Genomic DNA, 19,359 nt, shown 5'->3' on the forward strand with positions numbered 1-19,359 from the left:
GATTATTGTTTGGTAAAAGTCATAAATATGGTAAAGGGACTACCGTTTAAGTCTACCGTTTGGCGCCATTGCATGGTGGTTTCTGAAATACCAGCAAGCTGGAGTCGGTAGCCCGAGTTGTTGTCCGATTTACCCTTGGCGTTGGTAGTTTTTATCAGGAAGTCATACAGGCCATTTTCCGAATTAACTTCTTGAATTTGAAAGTTGAAATAGCGCAAGCCTTGTGCGCAGTTAGAATTGGTAATGTTATAGGTTCCAGTATGGTTGTTAGGTACAAAGGACCAGGTGCTGCCTTGGAAGCAATTGGCCGAAACATCGTTAAAAAGGGTAACATTAAACTGGCCCGTTTGGCTGTAATTGATTGCAGTTAATGTCCAATTGCCTTTTAACTCTTTTTTAGAGTCTTTGATGGCTTTTGTACTACTACAAGCAAAAAAACTAGCGGTTACTAAAAGTAATAAAATGTGTTTCATGGGTATTACAGTTTTGCATGTCAAAGTTACTATGAAGTTAACCATATTTTTAATGCAACCCATAAAAATTAGCGTGTTATTGCGAAACGGCCGGCCTACAAGAACAGGTTTTTACGGCAGATTCTTTTTTTCTAAATAAAAAAGCTTGTGCACGCTTTACTTTTGGCTACACAAGCTTCTTCTATGGGTTTTTGAAATAAATAGTTTTAACTAAAACTATAGTTAGGCTCTTATAAGAGAAACAATTGTTTTAGTTTTTACGAGATGGACGAGCCATTTAAAATGCCTGTGTCTGCGGGGTTTACAAACACTAATGAGCCGTTTGAATTTTCGGTCATTAAAATCATGCCTTGGCTTTCTACACCGCGTAGTTTACGGGGCGCTAAATTAACCAAAACGGTAACTTGTTTGCCTATAATATCGGCTGGTTTAAAGCTTTCGGCAATACCTGAAACAATGGTTCTAACGTCCAAACCTGTGTCTACTTTTAGCACTAATAATTTGTTTGCTTTCGGCATTTTTTCAGCCTCTATAATAGTGCCTACCCGCAAATCGAGTTTCGAAAAATCTTCAAATGTAATAGTTTCTTTTTGAGGTGTTACTGTTTTATTGGCGGTTTCGTTGGCTTGTTTACTGGCTGCTAATTTTTCCAATTGTAATGCAATGGTTTCGTCTTCAATTTTAGAAAATAATAATTCGGCCTTATTAATTTGGTGTCCCGATGGAATTAAAACACTTGCGGTAGCAACGTTGTTCCATGTATTTAATTCTGCTTGTTCTTGTTTGGTATCCAAATTTAACATGGCTTTTAGCTTGGTGCTGGTAAAGGGTAAAAATGGTTCGCCTAGAGTGGCTAGGGCAGCTGCTATTTGAAGCGCTACAAACATGATGGTTTTAGTGCGTTCCTCATCGGTTTTAACCAGTTTCCATGGCTCCTCATCGGCTAGGTATTTGTTACCTAATCGTGCTAAATTCATGAATTCCTGCGAGGCTTCCCGAAACCTGTAGCGTTCAATACTGCTAGCAATAACAGCTGGATAGGCCTTTATGGCTGCCAAGATTTCGTTGTCTACGGTTGTAAATGTTGCTGGCGCTGGTACCAAACCTTGGTAGTATTTATTAGTTAAAACTACCACGCGGTTAATAAAATTACCAAAAATAGCAACTAGTTCGTTGTTGTTTCTAGCTTGAAAATCTGCCCAAGTAAAGTCGTTATCCTTGCTCTCTGGTGCGTTAGCAGTTAAGGCGTAGCGCAGGACATCTTGCTGATTAGGAAAATCCTTTAAATAATCTGGTAGCCAAACGGCCCAATTTTTAGAGGTAGAAAGTTTTTGGCCTTCTAAATTAAGAAACTCGTTAGCAGGCACATTGTCTGGGAGTATATACGAGCCTTCTGCTTTTAGCATACTCGGAAAAATTATGCAATGAAACACAATATTGTCTTTACCAATAAAGTGAACCAGCTTTGTGTCGTTATTTTTCCAGTAAGGCTGCCAATCTTTCCCTTCGCGCTCGGCCCATTCTTTAGTTGCAGAAATGTATCCAATGGGCGCATCAAACCATACATAAAGTACTTTGCCTTCAGCATTTTTTAGGGGTACAGGAATACCCCAATCCAAATCGCGTGTTACCGCTCTTGGTCGTAAACCGTCGTCTATCCACGATTTTACTTGCCCGTAAACATTGGGTTTCCAGTCTTTTTTATGGCCTTTTAAAATCCATTCTTTTAGAAAGGCTTCATGCTTATCTAGAGGTAAAAACCAGTGTTTGGTTTCCTTTAATGTGGGTACATTGCCAGTTATGGCAGATTTCGGATTAATTAAATCTGTGGCATTTAAGCTGCTTCCGCATTTTTCACATTGGTCGCCATAAGCTTCTTCATTACCGCATTTTGGGCAGGTGCCAGTAACAAAACGATCGGCCAAAAACTGGTTCGCTTCTTCGTCGTAAAGTTGTTCGGTAACTTCTTCTATAAATTCACCCTTATCGTACAGGGTTTTAAAAAATTCCTGTGCAGTGTCGTGGTGTATTTTTGCGGATGTGCGCGAGTAATTATCGAAAGTAATTCCAAAATCTACAAACGATTGCTTGATAATAGCGTGGTATTTATCCACGACATCCTGTGGTGAAACGCCTTCTTTTTTTGCTTTAATGGTAATGGGCACACCATGTTCATCACTTCCGCATATAAAAGCCACATCGTTATTTGTTAAGCGCAAATAGCGTGCATAAATATCGGCTGGTACGTAAACGCCTGCCAAATGCCCAATATGAATGGGGCCATTGGTATATGGTAAAGCGGCGGTAATGGTATATCGTTTTGGTGTATTCATGATGTTGTTTTCCTAATAAAAAAGCGGTAAGAAACGTTAAGCTTACCGGGTTATAATTTTATATTAAAGGACAAAAGTACGGATTTTACAGGCTTTTTCTACCCGTGCTATTATAAAATTTTGATTGTAAATGCTACCTTATTTTTTTCAGATTTAAAGACCTAATAAAACCACGGAAATTAAAAAAAATGTACATTTACAGTATGTCAAAAATATCTTTATTCGTATTGTTACTGGGTGCCGTACTATGCTTGGGAATAGCTAGTGCGCCCACTAATAATGAACGTTTACCAAAAGCTAATAAATTGATACAACCACCCTTTTTAAAACTTGGCGATACTGTGGCTATTGTGGCGCCTTCCGGAATTTTAAAACATAGAGAAGCCGAAATACAACGCGCCGTAAATTTGCTAGAAAGTTGGGGTTTGCATGCCCTAGTTGGGCAACATGTTTTTAAGCAAGGCAACCATTTTGCGGGTACCGATGCCCAGCGTTGCGAAGATTTTCAGAACGCGATGGACAATCCCAATGTAAAAGCTATTTGGGCAGCCAGAGGTGGCTATGGTACGGTGCGTATTTTGGATAAATTAGACTACACCAAATTCCATGAAAATCCAAAATGGCTTATAGGGTATAGCGACATTACAGCGTTGCATAACGATTTTCATAATGCGGGTTACGAAACCATTCATGCTATGATGTGCACCAATTTAACAGCCAATACTGCAGGTATGGATCATACCATTGCAAGCTTAAAAAAAGCGCTTTTTGGCAACTTGGAAACCTACACCTTAAAGGGCTCCAATTACAACAAGCCAGGTAGTGTGCAAGCACCAATTGTTGGTGGAAACTTAACCATTTTACACACCATGTTAGGATCTAAAAGCAGCCTAGATACCCGTGGAAAAATTCTGTTTATTGAAGAAATAGGTGAGTATAAGTATCATATTGATAGGATGTTACAGAGCTTAAAACGTGCTGGTTATTTTGATGATTGCGCTGGACTTTTGGTAGGCGATATGAGCAAAATAAGAAAAAACACTACTTCCTGGGGAAGTTCTGTAGAACAATTAATATTAGATGCATTAGCCGAATACCAGTTTCCGATAGCTTTTAATATGCCAGCTGGCCACGAAGCAGATAACAGAGCTCTTATTTTAGGGCAGGAGGTACGTATGGAAGTAGGCACCGATTTTAGTACGCTGCAATTTTTAAAATAAACGCTTCTGGTAGCGAAAAAATAATAGCGCGCCAATAAAATACAAACCAACATCTATAAAATCGGCGGTATATCTGGCGCTTACTTGCGGCATAAACCATTCAAAATAAACCGAAAAATAAAGGGTTAATCCTAAAATAACTGGTAGCGGCACAAATAAATCCTCTGTTTTTTTAATAAACCGTAAAATGGCCAAGCTTATGCTTAAAACTATTGGCATACATAAAAAATCGTTTACGTAATTATTTATCCAAGAAGGTAGTGGTATGTTAAGCCGTTGCGCAAAATAAATACTAGCGGCTATGCCAATACTAATATAAAAAACAGGTTGTGCTAAAATTTTCATGCCACTATGGTTGAAATAAGCCAAGCTATAAACATACCAATTGCCATAAAAACCATCCAAATACCGTGTACTATTTTGGCAAAAATACGAACGATTAAAAAGCGATGATTTCCGTATTTTTCAATAAACGGAGGCGATTGTTCCTTTTGAATACGCTCGCGTTCCTTACGGTCTTTTTCCTCTTGAGCAAAAGCTAATTCACGTCTTTTTTGATGCGATAATAAGGCACCACAGTTGGTACAATATTCCTTGTTTGTATTGTAAATACCACAATTGGGACATTTTATATGACTGGCCATAGCGCGTAATTAATGAAAAAACAAAGGTACGACTAAAAGTGGCATTTAGAAATTTATATGTTTTGTTTACAGTTTAAGTTGAAGCACCGTACCAAACTTTTTTTTCGTACCTTTTTGGAAGCATTTTTATCCGTTTTATTATTTTTTTGAATAAAGCGAACACAAATTAATGTTATACTATGGCCCAACACAACGAACTAGGTGTTTTAGGCGAAAAATTAGCCGCAGCACATTTACAAAACAAAGGTTACGATATTCTAGAACAAAATTACACCTTTCAGAAAGCGGAGGTAGACATTATTGCGCAACATAACAACATGGTTATTTGTGTAGAGGTAAAGACGCGAAATTCAGACTTTTTTGGCGATCCGCAGGAGTTTGTTACCGCTTCAAAAATAAAATTATTAGTAAAGGCTATGGACGCCTACATGACCGAAAATGCCATTGATTTGGAATGCCGATTTGATATTGTCGCCGTATTAAAAAATAAAAACCAGGAAGTTATTACACACTATGAAGATGCCTTTTATCATTTTTAAGGCTGCTTATGGTTGTTCTTGAAATACATTTTTAGTGCCTCAAAATCTTCGGGCTTTGCTAATATTGTTTTGTTGCTATCCAACACATAATACGAAGGCGTGCCGCTTACACCGTAAGTTTCTACTACCGGACTTTGCCATTTTTGTAAATCGTAGGTGTGTGTAAATTGGGGTAAATACGTTATAAATTTATTCCATTGGCGTACACCATCTTCCAAGGCATAAGCCAAAACAACAATGTTAGGATATTGTTCCATAAATGCGGCTACTTTAGGTAAGGTTTCTAAACAGTGATTGCAACTACTGCTCCAAAAAATGAGTAGCGTTTTTAGGCTGGTGTTAAAATTGTAAAGTGTGGTGTTTGTTACTTTTTTAGAATCCAGATAAGTAAAATTAAAATTGCTTGCTTGTTTTCCTATAGCTGTTTTGTTATAGGTTTCTAGGGTGTTTACCAAATGGGTTTGGTTGTATTGTTTTGCTAGGGGCAACAAATGGGTATCGCTAATAAAATTAGCTACTTCGGGTTGTTGGTTTTGGATCATGTATTGCCATAAGTTGGCAAGTAACATAATGGTTGCGGTATCATGTGGCTTGCTAGCGGTAACGATAGTAGTAACAGCTTGTTTGTAATACTCTTGTTCTGGTGGCATGGCCAAAACATAAGCCAACACCCGATCATTTAAAAACTTGGTGTTTTGTAACAGGGTGTCGCCAAAATTTATAAAGTCGAAATACTGTTCTTTTATGTTTTGAGCATATTGCTGTGCCGCTTGGTAGCCTTTGGGAATATGGGTTCTACTGGCTTTAACAAATGGTGCAATCATCATATTAGAAGTTTTGGCTTCAAAAGAATCTTGTGTGTTCCGTTGGGTTTTAAAAATGGTGGCTAAAGCCGATTTTTGCTGCTTTTTAGAATTTTCGGTAGTGTAATACTGGCTTATTAGTTTGTTAATAGTTGCTAGCGAATCGGTGTAGGTTTGCCAAACCATATTTTCTTCAGACGCTGTAAAATTTAAGCCTTCTTCCAAACTAAACGTTAGCGCAACCGATTCGTTACCGGAATAAAACACATCAAAATTATAGGTTTCCACAGGCACGGCGTACACAATTTTATAAATTCCAGGCTTGGCTTGGCTGTTTAATGTAAAGGACCAACTGCCGTCTGTTTTGGTTTTGGTTTGATTTATATATTCGGTACCAGTGGGCGTTACGTAGTAAAGTAAGGCAAAATTAAAATCTGCTGCCGGCAAAAAAGTACCTTGAATGCTATGTTGGGCACTCGTTATTAAGGGTATTAGAAATGCTATAAATAGGTACTTTTTCATGGTGTTTTTTTTATTTTGAGTCTTACAGATTGGTGGTTTCCGGTGTTAAACTAATTGGTTCCAAGGCAAGTAAAGCGCTTTTAACGCTTTTTATGTTTTCAAAGGTTACCAATAAACGCAGGCCGTTTCTTGTTTGTTTTTCCTTCATTTTACAAGCTTTAGGATGCGTTTGTACGTATTGTAACACACGTGTAAAGTTTTTACTTTGGTAAAATCCACTTTGTTGGTCTGTAATAAAGTAGCCAATAAGTTTGTTTTGTTTCATAACTACTTTTTCCAAGCCCATTTTTGTGGCTAGCCATTTTAAACGCACGCTGTTAAGTAATTCTACAACGGGTGTTGGTAAGGGTCCAAAGCGATCGCGAATATCCTGCTCAAAAGTTAGTAATTCGCTTTCTGTTTTAATGTCGTTAAGCTTGGTATAAAGGTTTAAACGTTCCGTAATATTGTTTACATAATCGTCTGGAAATAGTAATTCAAAATCACTGTCAATGGTAATATCTTTTACATAATCTTTTTCTTTACCATCATTGTCGTATAAATCTTTAAATTCGGTTTCTTTTAATTCTTCAATAGCTTCGTTTAATATTTTTTGATAGGTATCAAAGCCAATATCTGCTATAAAGCCGCTTTGTTCGCCACCTAGCAAATCGCCAGCACCGCGAATTTCTAAATCTTTCATAGCAATATTAAATCCGCTGCCTAATTCGCTAAATTGTTCGAGAGCTGTCATGCGTTTTCGGGCATCTTCCGTCATTGCGGAGTATTCTGGAGTAATAAAATAACAGAAGGCTTTTTTGTTGCTTCGGCCTACACGACCACGCATTTGGTGTAAATCGCTTAACCCAAAGTTATTGGCGTTGTTTATAAATATGGTATTGGCATTAGGGACATCCAAACCACTTTCTACAATGGTGGTACTTACAAGAATATCAAATTCACCATTTATAAAGGCAAGCATAAGCTGCTCTAGTTTTTTGCCTTCCATTTGGCCATGTCCAATACCAATTTTGGCATCGGGCACTAGGCGTTGCAACATGCCGGCTACTTCTTTAATGTTTTCTATGCGGTTATGAATAAAAAATATTTGTCCGCCTCGCTGAATTTCGTATGATACGGCATCGCGAATAGTTTCTTCGGAAAACCGAATAACATGACTTTCTATAGGATATCTGTTGGGTGGTGGTGTGGTAATGACAGATAAATCGCGAGCTGCCATAAGGCTAAATTGCAGGGTACGCGGTATAGGTGTTGCTGTAAGCGTGAGGACATCTACATGTTCTTTTAGTGTTTTTAATTTTTCTTTAACGGCTACACCAAATTTTTGCTCTTCGTCCACAATTAGCAAACCTAAATCCTTAAAGGCTACGTTTTTATTTACCAATTGGTGTGTTCCAATAATAATATCGACGGCACCAGAGGCTAAATTAGCTAAAGTTTCGCGTTTTTCTTTGGCTGTTCTAAAGCGGTTTAAATAGTCTACCGTTACGGGGAATTCTTTTAAACGCTCGGAAAACGTGCGCCAATGTTGGTAAGCTAAAATAGTTGTTGGTACTAAAACGGCTACTTGCTTGCCATTGTCTACGGCTTTAAATGCGGCACGAATTGCGACTTCTGTTTTACCAAAACCAACGTCGCCACAAACCAGTCGGTCCATAGGGCGTTCACTTTCCATATCGGCTTTTACATCGGCCGTAGCAGTACTTTGGTCTGGCGTGTCTTCGTAAATAAACGAAGCTTCCAATTCGTGTTGCATGTGGCTATCTGGATGGTATTGATAGCCTTTTTCTAGTTTTCGTTTGGCATACACCTTAATTAAATTAAAGGCTATTTCTTTAACGCGCGATTTGGTTTTGGCTTTAAGTGTTTTCCAAGCCTTACTTCCTAATTTATAAACTTTTGGCGGCTTGCCATCTTTGCCGTTAAATTTGGTTATTTTATGAAGCGAATGAATGCTTAAATATAATATATCCCGTTCACCGTAAATTAATTTAATGGCTTCTTGTTTGTTGCCTTCAACATCTATTTTTTGAAGCCCACCAAATCGGCCCACACCATGGTCTATATGGGTAACATAATCGCCAATATCTAAATTGGTTAATTCTTTTAACGTAATGGCCTGTTTTTTGGCATAACCATTTTTTAAATTAAATTTATGATAACGCTCAAAAATTTGATGGTCTGTGTAGCATGTTATTTTAGTGTCATGATCTGTAAAGCCTTGGTATAAGCTTAATACAATGGTTTTGTAATGAACCGTGGCTTCGGCATCGTCAAAAATATCGTGAAAACGCTTGGCTTGTTGTGCGCTTACACAAGCTATATAATTGGTATAACCTCTTTTATGGTGTGCGTTTAAATCGTCTATTAATAAGTTGAATTGCTTATTAAATGAAGGTTGTGGTGTGGTATTGTATGTAATGATTTGCCCAGATAATTTGCTTGGATTAGCAGTTTCCGTAAGTTCGGGCTTTACAAATACAGCTTTACTGCCAAATTCTACCAAATTAAAATCCAATAACTGTTTTTTTAGTTCGGTGGCACTACAAAATAATGTTTCTGGTTTGGCATGTTTTAGTTCGGATGAAAGATTTTTAAAGGCCGTTTCAGCTTTGCCGTAAAAGGCGTCAATTCTATCGAAAACAAGATCGGCATTTTTTGTAAATACAACGGTTTTTTGCGCCATGTATTTTAGGAAACTTTGGCGACTTTCATCTAGAAACTTATTGGCAACATTAGGAATAACGCTTATTTTTTTAATCTGATCTGTGGAGAGTTGGGTTTCTACATCGAAGGTGCGGATGCTATCCACATCATCGCCAAAAAATTCGATGCGGTAGGGTTCGTCGTGCGAAAATGAAAACACATCCACAATACCACCACGTACGGAAAACTCGCCGGGTTCGGTAACAAAATCGACCCGTTTAAATTTGTATTCGAAAAGAACTTCGTTTACAAAGTCGATAGATAAATTATCATTAACGGCAATTTTAAGCGTGTTTTTTTCCAGTTCCTTGCGCGTCACCACCTTTTCAAAAAGCGCATCTGGATAGGTGATAATAATAGCCGGTTTTTTACGCGAATTAATACGATTTAAAACCTCGGAGCGCAGTAAAACATTGGCATTATCGGTTTCTTCAATTTGATATGGGCGCCTGTAACTACCTGGGTAAAAAAGTACGTCTTTATCATTTAACAAAGCTTCTAGATCGTTGAGGTAAAAAGCAGCTTCTTCTTTATCGTTAAAAACAATTAAAAAAGGCTTGTCTGCCTGTTTAAAAGTTTCACTAATTACGAATGAAAAAGCCGACCCCACAAGGCCTTTTAAATGGATACGGTTTTCGTTTTTGGCAATAGCAGTTTGCAGATTTTGCGTTTGCAAAGCCTGTGCATATGTTTGCGAGAGGATAGATGTACTCAAAAGCAATGTTATTTTTTGCAAATATAAGGCTTTGACTGCATTTAAAGATACAGGCTGCAATGTTATCTTTTAGTCCGAAGTTTGGGTCATACTTAAATCTAAAATAGGTAATGATATTTGGAAGCCTAATTAAAGAAGCCCATTACTAAATTTTAAACTAGCGCTAGTTTTTGTAGGAAATTTATCTAAATTAAGTTCAAAACGGCTTCTAATTTTAGTGTTAAGGCATTTTTGGTAATCAAATTTCCGCTTTAAGAAAGATAGCTACCAACGATTTTTGTTAGAAACATGTCTTTCAGGGGAAACTTAAAAAAACCGTTGCGGTTTTCCCGAAAAAAAGGCTTTGTTTAAGATTTTTATTGGTTCAAGATTATTGTTAAAGTACAAAAAATAATGTTTATTACTATCCTAAACCCTTTTTAATAAAACCGAAATTTATATTTTAAAAGGTGGTAACTTTATTTATATTTGCGGTTTTGTAATTCCGAGTATTAAAAACACATATATATGTCATTTTCAGATTTGTTTGATAGCGGCTTTAAAAAGCGTAACGAAGATCATTTTGCAGCCATTGTTAGAGTCGCCATGGATGATGGAATAATTAGCGACGAAGAGCGTGCCTTTTTAGATCGTTTAGCCAGAAACTTGGACATAAGCGATAGTGAGTATAAAACTATTTTAAAAGACTACCAGTCGCATCCCATAAATCCGCCAACTTCCTACGACAGACGTTTAGAGCGTTTATACGATTTGGCGCGCATGGTTTATGTAGATCATATTAAAGGCGATCATGAAGAAGTTGTTTTACGAAAAATAGCCATTGGACTTGGCTTTTCGTCGGAAAATGTAAAATACGTGGTAGATAAGGCCTTAACATTGGTAAGTAATGGAGTGGATTTAGATACCTTTACCGAGGAAATGAGAAATATGAATCGTTAAGATTTACGCATAATATTTAAAAAAAAGCCACTGTTTAAGTGGCTTTTTTTATGGACTGTTTTTATTTGTTTTAGGTTGCTAAACGCATAAATTCTTCGGCTTTTTCTACCATATTTTTACTACCACAAATAAAGGGTACGCGTTGGTGTAGCTCCGTTGGTTCAATATCTAAAATGCGTGTAAAACCGTCGCTGGCTTTACCTTGGGCCTGCTCTGCTAAAAAGGCCATTGGGTTGCATTCGTACAATAAACGCAGTTTACCGTTAGATGTTTTGGAGCTTTTAGGGTATAAATAAATGCCGCCTTTTATCATGTTTCTATGAAAATCGGACACCAAAGAGCCAATGTAGCGCGAGGTGTATGGCCGGTCGCCTTCTTCCATTTGGCAGTATTTAATATAATCTTTTATGCCTTGCGGAAAGTGGATGTAGTTGCCTTCGTTTACCGAGTATATTTTACCATCTGTAGGAAAGGTCATGTTTGGGTGCGATAAATAAAATGTACCAATAGCTGGGTTTAGTGTAAACCCATTTACACCGTGTCCTGTGGTGTAAACAAGCATGGTAGACGTGCCATAAACAACATATCCGGCGGCTACTTGCTGGTTTCCTTTTTGTAAAAAATCTTCTAATTGTACCGGTGTACCAACAGGTGTCACACGTCTGTAAACCGAAAAAATAGTTCCTACCGATACGTTTACATCAATATTGGAAGAGCCATCTAGTGGGTCAATTAACACCACGTATTTATTGTTGTTGTTTTCGTCTTGACTATTAATGGTAATAAAATCGTCTTCCTCTTCACTGGCAATGCCGCAAACAATGTTCCTGTTAGTTAGGGTTTGTATAAACTTGTCGTTAGCATAAACATCTAGTTTTTGTTGGTCTTCACCCTGAATATTGGTTTCGCCGGCAGCGCCAATTATATCTACTAATCCGGCTTTATTAACCTCATGATTAACCACCTTTGCGGCCAAACGGATAGAATTTATTAGGCGCGATAGCTCACCAGAGGTGTATTTAAAGGATGCCTGATTTTCAATTATAAATTCGCCTAAAGTTTGATTTTTTCTGGACATGGAACAAGGTATATGGTTGGTACAAATATCGTATTTTTTACCAAACTACAATCAGTTGTCTTCATATAAATATGGCTAAATACCACAGATTAAACTATATTTACCCCAAAATTTAGGTATGAGTATTGTAGTCCGAAACGCCAAAAAAGAAGATATGAAATCGGTTTTAGCGCTAATAAAAGAGTTAGCCGCTTTCGAAAAAGAACCCCATGCTGTGGAAGTTACTGAAACCGATTTACAACGAGACGGGTTTGGTAGTCACCCAGCTTTTCATTGTTTTGTAGCCGAAATGAATTCGGAAATTGTTGGTATTGCCTTAACCTACATGCGCTATTCCACCTGGAAAGGGCCTGTTTTACATTTAGAAGACATTGTGGTTAGCCAGGCCAAACGCGGCCATGGTATTGGTACGCTTTTGCTAAATGCTGTAGTAAAACAAGGATCTGAATTGGGTGTAAAACGCATTTGTTGGGAAGTATTGGATTGGAACGAACCCGCTATAAAGTTTTACGAACAAAAAGGCGCAAATGTAATGCGCGACTGGGATGTTGTACAAATGGATGAAGCAGCCATACAAACATATATGTCAAAAATATAACATGCAGGTATTTAAATTTGGAGGGGCGTCCATTAAGGATGCCAATGGGGTAAAAAATTTGGTAACGGTTTTGCAGGAAACGGGTTACCAAGATACCTTAATTGTGGTTTCTGCCATGGGAAAAACCACCAATGCTTTGGAGGTGGTTATAGGAAATTACTTTAATAATTCCAGCCAGTTGCAGAGTGCTTTGCAAGAGGTTAAAAAATTTCATAATGCCATTTTAATCGATTTGTTTGAGAACGAAAATCACGTTATTTTTAAACAAACAGCAGCCCTTTTTCAAGAGTTAATGGCGTTTCTAGAGCGCAACAAATCGCCCGATTATAATTTTGTTTACGATCAAGTTATTGGTTTTGGGGAGTTGGTGTCCTCTACCATTGTGAGTGCCTATTTAAATGAAGCTGGTGTAGCAAATAATTGGCTGGATGTACGCGATTTTATTAAAACCGATAGTTATTATCGGCGCGCTAATGTAAACTGGCAGGATACACAAGCCCAAATTACAAGTAATTTTAACAAAAGTAAATTGCATATTACGCAAGGCTTTTTAGGTAGCGATGCTCACAACTTTACCACCACACTAGGGCGCGAGGGAAGCGATTACACGGCGGCTATTTTTGCCTATTGCCTAAACGCCCAACAGGTAACTATTTGGAAAGATGTACCTGGTGTTTTAAATGCCGATCCGCGGTATTTTGAAAATGCCCAGTTACTTAATGCCCTATCTTACAGAGAAGCCATAGAATTAGCTTTCTATGGGGCATCGGTTATTCATCCAAAAACCTTGCAACCGTTGCAGCAAAAGGAAATACCGCTTTATGTAAAATCGTTTTTAAATCCTAAAAATCCGGGTACACGGGTTGGAAAAGGCGACGCCATACAACCAAAAGTGCCCTGTTTTATATTAAAACGGCATCAAACTTTAATTTCTTTATCGTCTTTAGATTTCTCATATATTGTGGAAGAGAACATTAGCGATATTTTTAATTTACTACATTTATATAAAATGAAAGTAGATGTGATACAAAATTCGGCTATTAGTTTTTCCGTTTGTGTGGATGATGTGTATCAGAATTTGGATAAATTATTACAACATTTGAAAGCAAAATTTAAAGTAACTTGCTATGAAAATGTATCTTTATACACCATCAGGCATTACAATTTGGAAGCCGTTGCAGCTTTAGAAAAAGGTAAAACCATTTTAATGAAGCAATTAGCCCAAGAAACCATGCAAATGATTACGGTATAAACCGATTAATTACCAATTTAGTAAATGAGTAAAGAAACAGATAAGGGGCTAGTTACGGCCAAGGAAGTAGCGCAGGCTATTCAAGTAGATAAATATGGGGTTTTAGGCACATTTACAGGTTGGTGTTTAATGAAACTTCTAAAAATTTCTACCTTAAATGCTATTTATAATAGAAACAAGCATTTATCTGACTTGGAGTTTTTGGATGCTATTTTAAACGAATTTCAAATAAAATTCGACATCCCGGAAGAAGACCTTAAAAGGCTGCCAAAATCGGGTGCTTTTATTACGGTATCAAATCATCCGCTTGGTGGTATAGATGGTATTTTGCTTTTAAAACTCATGCTAGAGCAGCGCACCGATTTTAAAATTATAGCCAATTTTTTACTTAATAGAATTCTGCCATTAAAGCCTTACATCATGCCTGTAAATCCGTTTGAGGATAAAAAAGATGTAAAGTCTAGTGTTGCCGGATTTAAAAATGCCATATTACACTTACGCAATGGCCACCCCTTGGGTGTTTTTCCAGCCGGCGAGGTGTCTACCTACCGAGACGGTAAACTGGTGGTAGATAAACCGTGGGAACCAGCCGCTATTAAGCTCATACAAAAAGCCAATGTGCCGGTTGTGCCTATTTATTTTCATGCTAAAAACAGCCCGTTGTTTTACAAGCTTTCTAAAATTAGCGATACCTTTAGAACGGCTAAACTACCAAGCGAGTTGTTAACGCAAAAACGCCGCACCATAAAAGTAAGAATTGGCAAACCTATTTCTGTAGCAGACCAAAATGAATATGCCACTCTAGAGGGGTTTTCAGAGTTTTTAAGGAGAAAAACATACATGCTGGCTAATTCCTTTGACGAAAAAGGCAATTTATTAAGCCATTTTCCCACCACATTAAAATTACCAAAACCACCTAAGCGGATAGTGGGTGAGGTAGATAGGAATTTGCTCATAGAAGAGGTAAATACACTACGCGAAGACGATTATAGGTTGCTACAAAGTAAAAATTACGAGGTGTTTTTGACACCAGCCAGTAAGGTTCCTAATATTTTGCAGGAAATAGGGCGTTTGCGCGAAATAACCTTCCGGGAGGTTGGCGAAGGCACCAATGAGGCCATCGATTTGGATGCCTTTGATACGTATTACCATCATATGTTTTTGTGGGATTCCGATGAAAATATATTAGTAGGCGCCTACAGAATGGGTTTGGGGTCTGAAATTTATAAGAAGTTTGGTATTGATGGATTTTATTTACAAGATCTGTTTCGCTTTGAACCCGAACTACATAAAATGATGAGCCAATCTATTGAAATGGGGCGGGCATTTATAATAAAAAGTTACCAGCAAAAACCCATGCCTTTGTTTTTATTATGGAAGGGTATTGTGCATACCACGTTGCGCTATCCAGAACACAAATACCTAATAGGCGGTGTAAGTATTAGCAATCAGTTTACTAATTTCTCGAAATCGTTAATGATTGAGTTTATGAAATCGCATTACTACGATCCCTATGTGGCGCAGTATGTACATCCTAAAAAAGAATTTAAAGTAAAATTGAAGGATGCCGATAAGGATTTTGTTTTTGATGAAGCTGAAGCCGATTTAAATAAGTTCGACAAAATTATTGATGAGGTAGAACCAGGTGCATTACGACTGCCTGTTTTATTGAAAAAGTATATTAAACAAAACGCCCGTTTGGTGGCCTTTAATGTGGATCCGTTATTTAATAACTCGGTTGATGGCCTTATGTATATAAAAATTGCCGATTTACCGGAAAGCACCGTAAAACCTGTTATGGAAGAGTTTCAAGCAGAATTGGAACGCAAACTTTCGGAGCAAAACGAATCGTAATATTGGAAGGTGTTTAGCAATGATAAAACTTACTTTTTTAAGTGGCTTTCATAACATGTAATCCATTCGTTTACAGTAATTTTACCGACAAGCGCTCCTAGCAAATCAAAAGGGATTTCCGTATATTTTTTAAAACGAATACAACTTTTTCCCATATCTAATTTGTGTTTACAGTATTTTGGATATGACAGTACAAACCATTCGTATAATTCTGGTATGGCATAAAGGCCGCTATGGTATAAATTGATGCTGTTTTTTTGCGATGCAAAGCTTATAAAAGGCAAAGGTTCTTTGGGGTTGCAGTGATAGCCATTGGGGTACAAGTTATGAGGTACATAATAGGCTATCATGCCATACTGGATACCCTCCTTAAAACCAGGAGGCAAATGCTTGTTTATGGTGTTGCGTAGTTTGGCCAAAGCTTCTTGTCGTGCTTCGGGTGCTTGTAAAATATATGCTTCTGGCGTTGTTATTTGGTGGCTCATACTGTTATTTTTTTTGTTTTAAAAACAGGCCTGCAGTTATAGATACCAAAAAACCCATACTAAATACCAAACTACTTAATAGGAAAAATTTAAAAGCTGGATTGGTAAAGGCTTGTTGCTGTGCTTGTAGCGCCTGGCGTTTCTTTTTAAAATCGGTTGCTGGTAGGGTGTTTTGTTGATTTTTAATAGCCTCTTGGTAGTAGGTTTCTGAAAACTCTGGATTTATAAGGTTGGTGTAAACGGCATGAATGCAACCAAAAGTTATGGCAGGAAAAATACTAATTAATAGGCCCAGCTTTATGGCTTTTGTTAAGCTTAAAAGCCCTTGATGGGCTTTGGTTTTAGCCTTTTTAATACCAAAATAAACACAGGAAAGTGCCAATAGGATACCGCTAAACCCTATAAATTGACTGCTGTAAAATTTAAAATAATATTCTAATAAATAAGAGGCCCCAAAAAACAGGGAAAGCACGGCGCTACTTATTAGTCCGTATTTTATAGCTGTTTGCATCATGTTTAGTGTATTAACAAAATTTAGCTTTTATTTTATCCACAATAGTTTGTGCTAATTTTGTTTTGCTTTCTGCAGTCCAACCCGCTACATGTGGGGATAACAGTACATTTTCTGCTTCAATTAAATAATGGAAGGCAGCTGGCATGTGGTTTGAAAAAAGTGATTCGAATGACGCTTTTTCGTATTCTAAAACATCCAAGCCTGCCCCTAAAATAGTTCCAGATTTTAAGGCGGCTACCAAATCTTCTGTTACCACACTGTTGCCACGTGCCGTATTAATAAGCCAAAAGGGGTTTTGAAAGCCCTGTATAAATTGGGTATTTACCATCCTGTTGGTTAATGGCGTTTGCGGGGTGTGCAGACTTAAAACATTGGTGTGTTTTTGAAGTGTTTTTAGGTCCACTTGTTTGGCATGCGCATCGCCAACGTTAGGTTTAATATCGTAGCACAAAACCTGAACGTCGAAGCCGCGTAATTTTTTAGCAAAGGCTTTACCCATGTTGCCATAGCCAATAATACCAACTGTTTTACCATCCAATTCCAGACCGCGATTTTCCTCGCGCAGCCACTTGCCGCCGCGTACTTCTTTATCGGCTGTATGCAACTTGTTAAAAAGAGCTAGGATCATGCCTAAACTATGCTCGCCAACCGCATTTCGGTTACCTTCGGGTGCTGAAATAAGTTGGATGCCTTGTTGTGTAGCAAAATGGCAGTCTATGTTTTCTAGGCCAGCACCTACGCGCCCAATAAATTTTAATTGCTTGGCGGCAGTTAAAAATTGTTGGTCAATAGGAAAACGGCTTCTAATAATAATGCCTTGATAGTGGTGTATGTTAGCTTCTATTTCGGTTTTGGAGCTGCTGTAATCTTCGTCGTTTTGAAACCCTAGTGCGTTTAATTGTTCTAATAATAAGGGATGATTGGTGTCTAGGTGCAGTATTTTCATGAGTATGTAATAAGCAATTCTGGTTGGTAATGGTTAGCTAGGTATTGGGCTACTTACAGGTTGGCTGGTTTGGTTGTGCATGGACGTTCTTAACAGGGTTATGTGCTTGTGGCTATGTAAATACATTGGCTGTTTCGTAAATTAAGCAGTTACATATTCGGGGTATTTGTGCGTTACTAAATTGGTTCCTTGTTGTAACAAAGATAGGAAAATATGCTTTGTGCATTTTGTTTTTTATAGCGGAACAAGCTGCGCTAGCGATGGAAACGGCATCCTTTTATTTTTCTTAAAAAAATAAAAGATACAGTGGACAGCGCGGACTTTTAAGTAGCGCCCAAAATAAAAACGACTTAAAACCCTAAAATGAGTTTGGCAATAAGGAAGTAGGTAAGTATGCCAAATAAATCGTTACTGGTGGTTATAAATGGTCCTGTTGCTACGGCGGGATCGATACCTCGTTTGTCTAAAAAAATGGGGATGAAGGTGCCAACAAGGGCGGCCAAGATAATTACAGCAATTAAGGCTATACTAATGGTAATGGATACAATGTACGGGGTGTTAAAAACAAAGTGTGTAATAAGTAAACCTATGCAGGCAATGGCTACACCGTTAACTAAACCGAGCAAGGCTTCTTTAATGAGGCGTTTTATAATATTGCCATCAATGGTGTCGTTTGCCAGACCTTGTACTACAATGGCAGAGGATTGTACACCAACATTTCCGGCGGTTGCTTGTATAAGTGGAACAAAGCTTAGCAATACCACAAAGGCGCCCATGTGGTCGTTAAATTGTTCTATAATCCCGGCAGCTCCCAAACCACCAAACATGCCAATAAGTAACCAAGGCAGTCGGGCTTTGGTGAGTTTCCAGATGCTATCGTCGGCTTCTACGTCTTGCGAAATACCTGCAGCCAATTGGTAATCTTTATCGGCTTCTTCCCGAATAACATCTACAATATCATCAATGGTAATACGGCCTAATAGGGTGTAATTTTTATCGACTACTGGAATGGCTTCCAAATCGTATTTTTGCATAATACGCGCCACTTCTTCAGCGTCCTCGTCTACAAACACATAGTCCACGCTAGTTATGTAAATGTCGGCAATTTTTTGATCGCTTTTGGCTACAATTAAATCCTTTAAGGACAGGCGTCCTTTAAGTTTGTTTTGTTTATCCACGACATAAATGGAATGAACGCGCTTAACATCTTGCGCCTGGCTTCTAATGCGGCGCAGGCAGCCTGCAACGGTCCATGTTTCGTACACTTTTACCAACTCTTTGGCCATTAAACCACCGGCACAGTCTTCGTCGTAGGTTAGTAGCTCGGTAATTTCGTTTCGGTGGTCGTTATCTTCAATGTGAAAAATAACCTCCGCTTGGCGTTCTTCGGAGAGTTCGGCAATAATATCGGCCGCATCATCGGTGTCGAGTTCTTCAATTTCTTCAGCAATTTCTTTAGCCGAAAGGTTTTTAAGAATTTTTTCGCGTGTGTCTTCATCTAACTCAATTAAAACATCCGATGTTGTTTCCGAATCTAATAATTTTATAATGTAGATGGCCTCTTCTAAATTAACTTCGTCTACAATTTCGGCAATATCGGCGGGGTGAAACTCATTTAAAAGCGTTTCTAATTCCTTATCGTGTTTTAATTCAATAAGGTTTTCTACGGCCTCTATAAGTTCGTCGGTAAGCTGAAATTGGATATTTTCGTTTTCTTCAGACATGCAATTGTTCGCGT

17 protein-coding genes are annotated in these 19,359 nt (G+C 38.0%); 6 read left to right on the plus strand and 11 right to left on the minus strand.

The features are described from left to right. Nucleotides 1-2: 2 nt before the first annotated feature. Both ACFSQP_RS07530 and metG read right to left on the minus strand, forming a co-directional pair. On the minus strand, nucleotides 3-473 hold the full coding sequence (locus ACFSQP_RS07530) for a lipocalin (protein ID WP_376892994.1): 471 nt from the start codon (nucleotides 471-473) through the stop codon (nucleotides 3-5). Nucleotides 474-730: 257 nt separating this feature from the next. Next, nucleotides 731-2,806: a methionine--tRNA ligase gene (gene metG / locus ACFSQP_RS07535; protein WP_376892996.1), complete on the minus strand. Its 2,076-nt coding sequence runs from the start codon at nucleotides 2,804-2,806 to the stop codon at nucleotides 731-733. 203 nt (nucleotides 2,807-3,009) lie between these two features. Here metG and ACFSQP_RS07540 point away from each other — a divergent pair, with 203 nt between their 5' ends. After that, on the plus strand, nucleotides 3,010-4,026 hold the full coding sequence (locus ACFSQP_RS07540; protein WP_376892998.1) for a S66 peptidase family protein: 1,017 nt from the start codon (nucleotides 3,010-3,012) through the stop codon (nucleotides 4,024-4,026). Here the strand turns inward: ACFSQP_RS07540 and ACFSQP_RS07545 are convergent. Together ACFSQP_RS07545 and ACFSQP_RS07550 are read right to left on the minus strand one after the other, a co-directional pair. Beyond that, nucleotides 4,018-4,371, minus strand: coding sequence for a hypothetical protein (locus ACFSQP_RS07545; RefSeq protein ID WP_376893001.1), 354 nt, complete (start codon nucleotides 4,369-4,371; stop codon nucleotides 4,018-4,020). The genes ACFSQP_RS07540 and ACFSQP_RS07545 overlap by 9 nt on opposite strands. Further along, nucleotides 4,368-4,670 (minus strand): hypothetical protein, encoded by a 303-nt coding sequence (locus ACFSQP_RS07550; protein WP_376893003.1) that lies wholly within the window; start codon nucleotides 4,668-4,670, stop codon nucleotides 4,368-4,370. The genes ACFSQP_RS07545 and ACFSQP_RS07550 overlap by 4 nt, the downstream gene beginning before the upstream one ends. Nucleotides 4,671-4,849: 179 nt before the next feature. Here ACFSQP_RS07550 and ACFSQP_RS07555 point away from each other — a divergent pair, with 179 nt between their 5' ends. Further along, nucleotides 4,850-5,209 carry a YraN family protein gene (locus tag ACFSQP_RS07555; protein ID WP_376893005.1) on the plus strand — a complete coding sequence of 120 codons (360 nt, stop codon included), beginning with the start codon at nucleotides 4,850-4,852 and terminating at the stop codon, nucleotides 5,207-5,209. On the opposite strand, the gene ACFSQP_RS07560 is transcribed toward ACFSQP_RS07555, so the two are convergent. Together ACFSQP_RS07560 and mfd are read right to left on the minus strand one after the other, a co-directional pair. Continuing rightward, on the minus strand, nucleotides 5,206-6,534 hold the full coding sequence (locus tag ACFSQP_RS07560) for a TlpA family protein disulfide reductase (RefSeq protein ID WP_376893007.1): 1,329 nt from the start codon (nucleotides 6,532-6,534) through the stop codon (nucleotides 5,206-5,208). The two genes, ACFSQP_RS07555 and ACFSQP_RS07560, sit on opposite strands and share 4 nt — an antisense overlap. 22 nt (nucleotides 6,535-6,556) lie before the next feature. Next, nucleotides 6,557-9,955: a transcription-repair coupling factor gene (gene mfd / locus ACFSQP_RS07565; protein ID WP_376893009.1), complete on the minus strand. Its 3,399-nt coding sequence runs from the start codon at nucleotides 9,953-9,955 to the stop codon at nucleotides 6,557-6,559. Nucleotides 9,956-10,462: 507 nt separating this feature from the next. On the opposite strand from mfd, the gene ACFSQP_RS07570 reads away from it, so the two are divergent. Beyond that, nucleotides 10,463-10,894: a TerB family tellurite resistance protein gene (locus tag ACFSQP_RS07570; protein ID WP_376893012.1), complete on the plus strand. Its 432-nt coding sequence runs from the start codon at nucleotides 10,463-10,465 to the stop codon at nucleotides 10,892-10,894. A 70-nt stretch (nucleotides 10,895-10,964) separates the two neighbouring features. Here the strand turns inward: ACFSQP_RS07570 and fbp are convergent, their stop codons facing one another. Next, the gene (gene fbp / locus ACFSQP_RS07575) at nucleotides 10,965-11,972 is read right to left on the minus strand and encodes a class 1 fructose-bisphosphatase (RefSeq protein WP_376893014.1); all 1,008 of its coding nucleotides are present in this window, start codon (nucleotides 11,970-11,972) and stop codon (nucleotides 10,965-10,967) included. A gap of 118 nt (nucleotides 11,973-12,090) precedes the next feature. Here fbp and ACFSQP_RS07580 point away from each other — a divergent pair, with 118 nt between their 5' ends. Genes ACFSQP_RS07580 through ACFSQP_RS07590 form a run of 3 tightly spaced genes read left to right on the plus strand, consistent with a single transcriptional unit; the run spans nucleotide 12,091 to nucleotide 15,676 of the window. After that, a complete protein-coding gene (locus ACFSQP_RS07580) occupies nucleotides 12,091-12,570 on the plus strand; it encodes a GNAT family N-acetyltransferase (protein ID WP_376893016.1) in 480 nt (159 codons plus the stop codon). Between the two features lies 1 nt (nucleotide 12,571). Next, the gene (locus ACFSQP_RS07585; protein WP_376893018.1) at nucleotides 12,572-13,822 is read left to right on the plus strand and encodes an aspartate kinase; all 1,251 of its coding nucleotides are present in this window, start codon (nucleotides 12,572-12,574) and stop codon (nucleotides 13,820-13,822) included. Nucleotides 13,823-13,846: 24 nt separating this feature from the next. Then, nucleotides 13,847-15,676: a GNAT family N-acyltransferase gene (locus tag ACFSQP_RS07590; RefSeq protein ID WP_376893020.1), complete on the plus strand. Its 1,830-nt coding sequence runs from the start codon at nucleotides 13,847-13,849 to the stop codon at nucleotides 15,674-15,676. Between the two features lie 29 nt (nucleotides 15,677-15,705). Here the strand turns inward: ACFSQP_RS07590 and ACFSQP_RS07595 are convergent, their stop codons facing one another. From ACFSQP_RS07595 to mgtE, 4 genes are all read right to left on the minus strand, one after another. Then, nucleotides 15,706-16,161 (minus strand): DUF1801 domain-containing protein, encoded by a 456-nt coding sequence (locus ACFSQP_RS07595; protein ID WP_376893023.1) that lies wholly within the window; start codon nucleotides 16,159-16,161, stop codon nucleotides 15,706-15,708. A gap of 4 nt (nucleotides 16,162-16,165) precedes the next feature. Then, the gene (locus ACFSQP_RS07600) at nucleotides 16,166-16,675 is read right to left on the minus strand and encodes a DUF4199 domain-containing protein (protein ID WP_376893025.1); all 510 of its coding nucleotides are present in this window, start codon (nucleotides 16,673-16,675) and stop codon (nucleotides 16,166-16,168) included. 10 nt (nucleotides 16,676-16,685) lie between these two features. Beyond that, nucleotides 16,686-17,621, minus strand: coding sequence for a 2-hydroxyacid dehydrogenase (locus ACFSQP_RS07605; RefSeq protein WP_376893028.1), 936 nt, complete (start codon nucleotides 17,619-17,621; stop codon nucleotides 16,686-16,688). 350 nt (nucleotides 17,622-17,971) lie between these two features. Then, a complete protein-coding gene (gene mgtE / locus ACFSQP_RS07610) occupies nucleotides 17,972-19,345 on the minus strand; it encodes a magnesium transporter (RefSeq protein WP_376893031.1) in 1,374 nt (457 codons plus the stop codon). Nucleotides 19,346-19,359: the final 14 nt, after the last annotated feature.

Origin of the sequence: Bizionia sediminis (assembly GCF_042684585.1) — a bacterium.
Lineage (GTDB): Bacteria > Bacteroidota > Bacteroidia > Flavobacteriales > Flavobacteriaceae > Algorimicrobium > Algorimicrobium sediminis.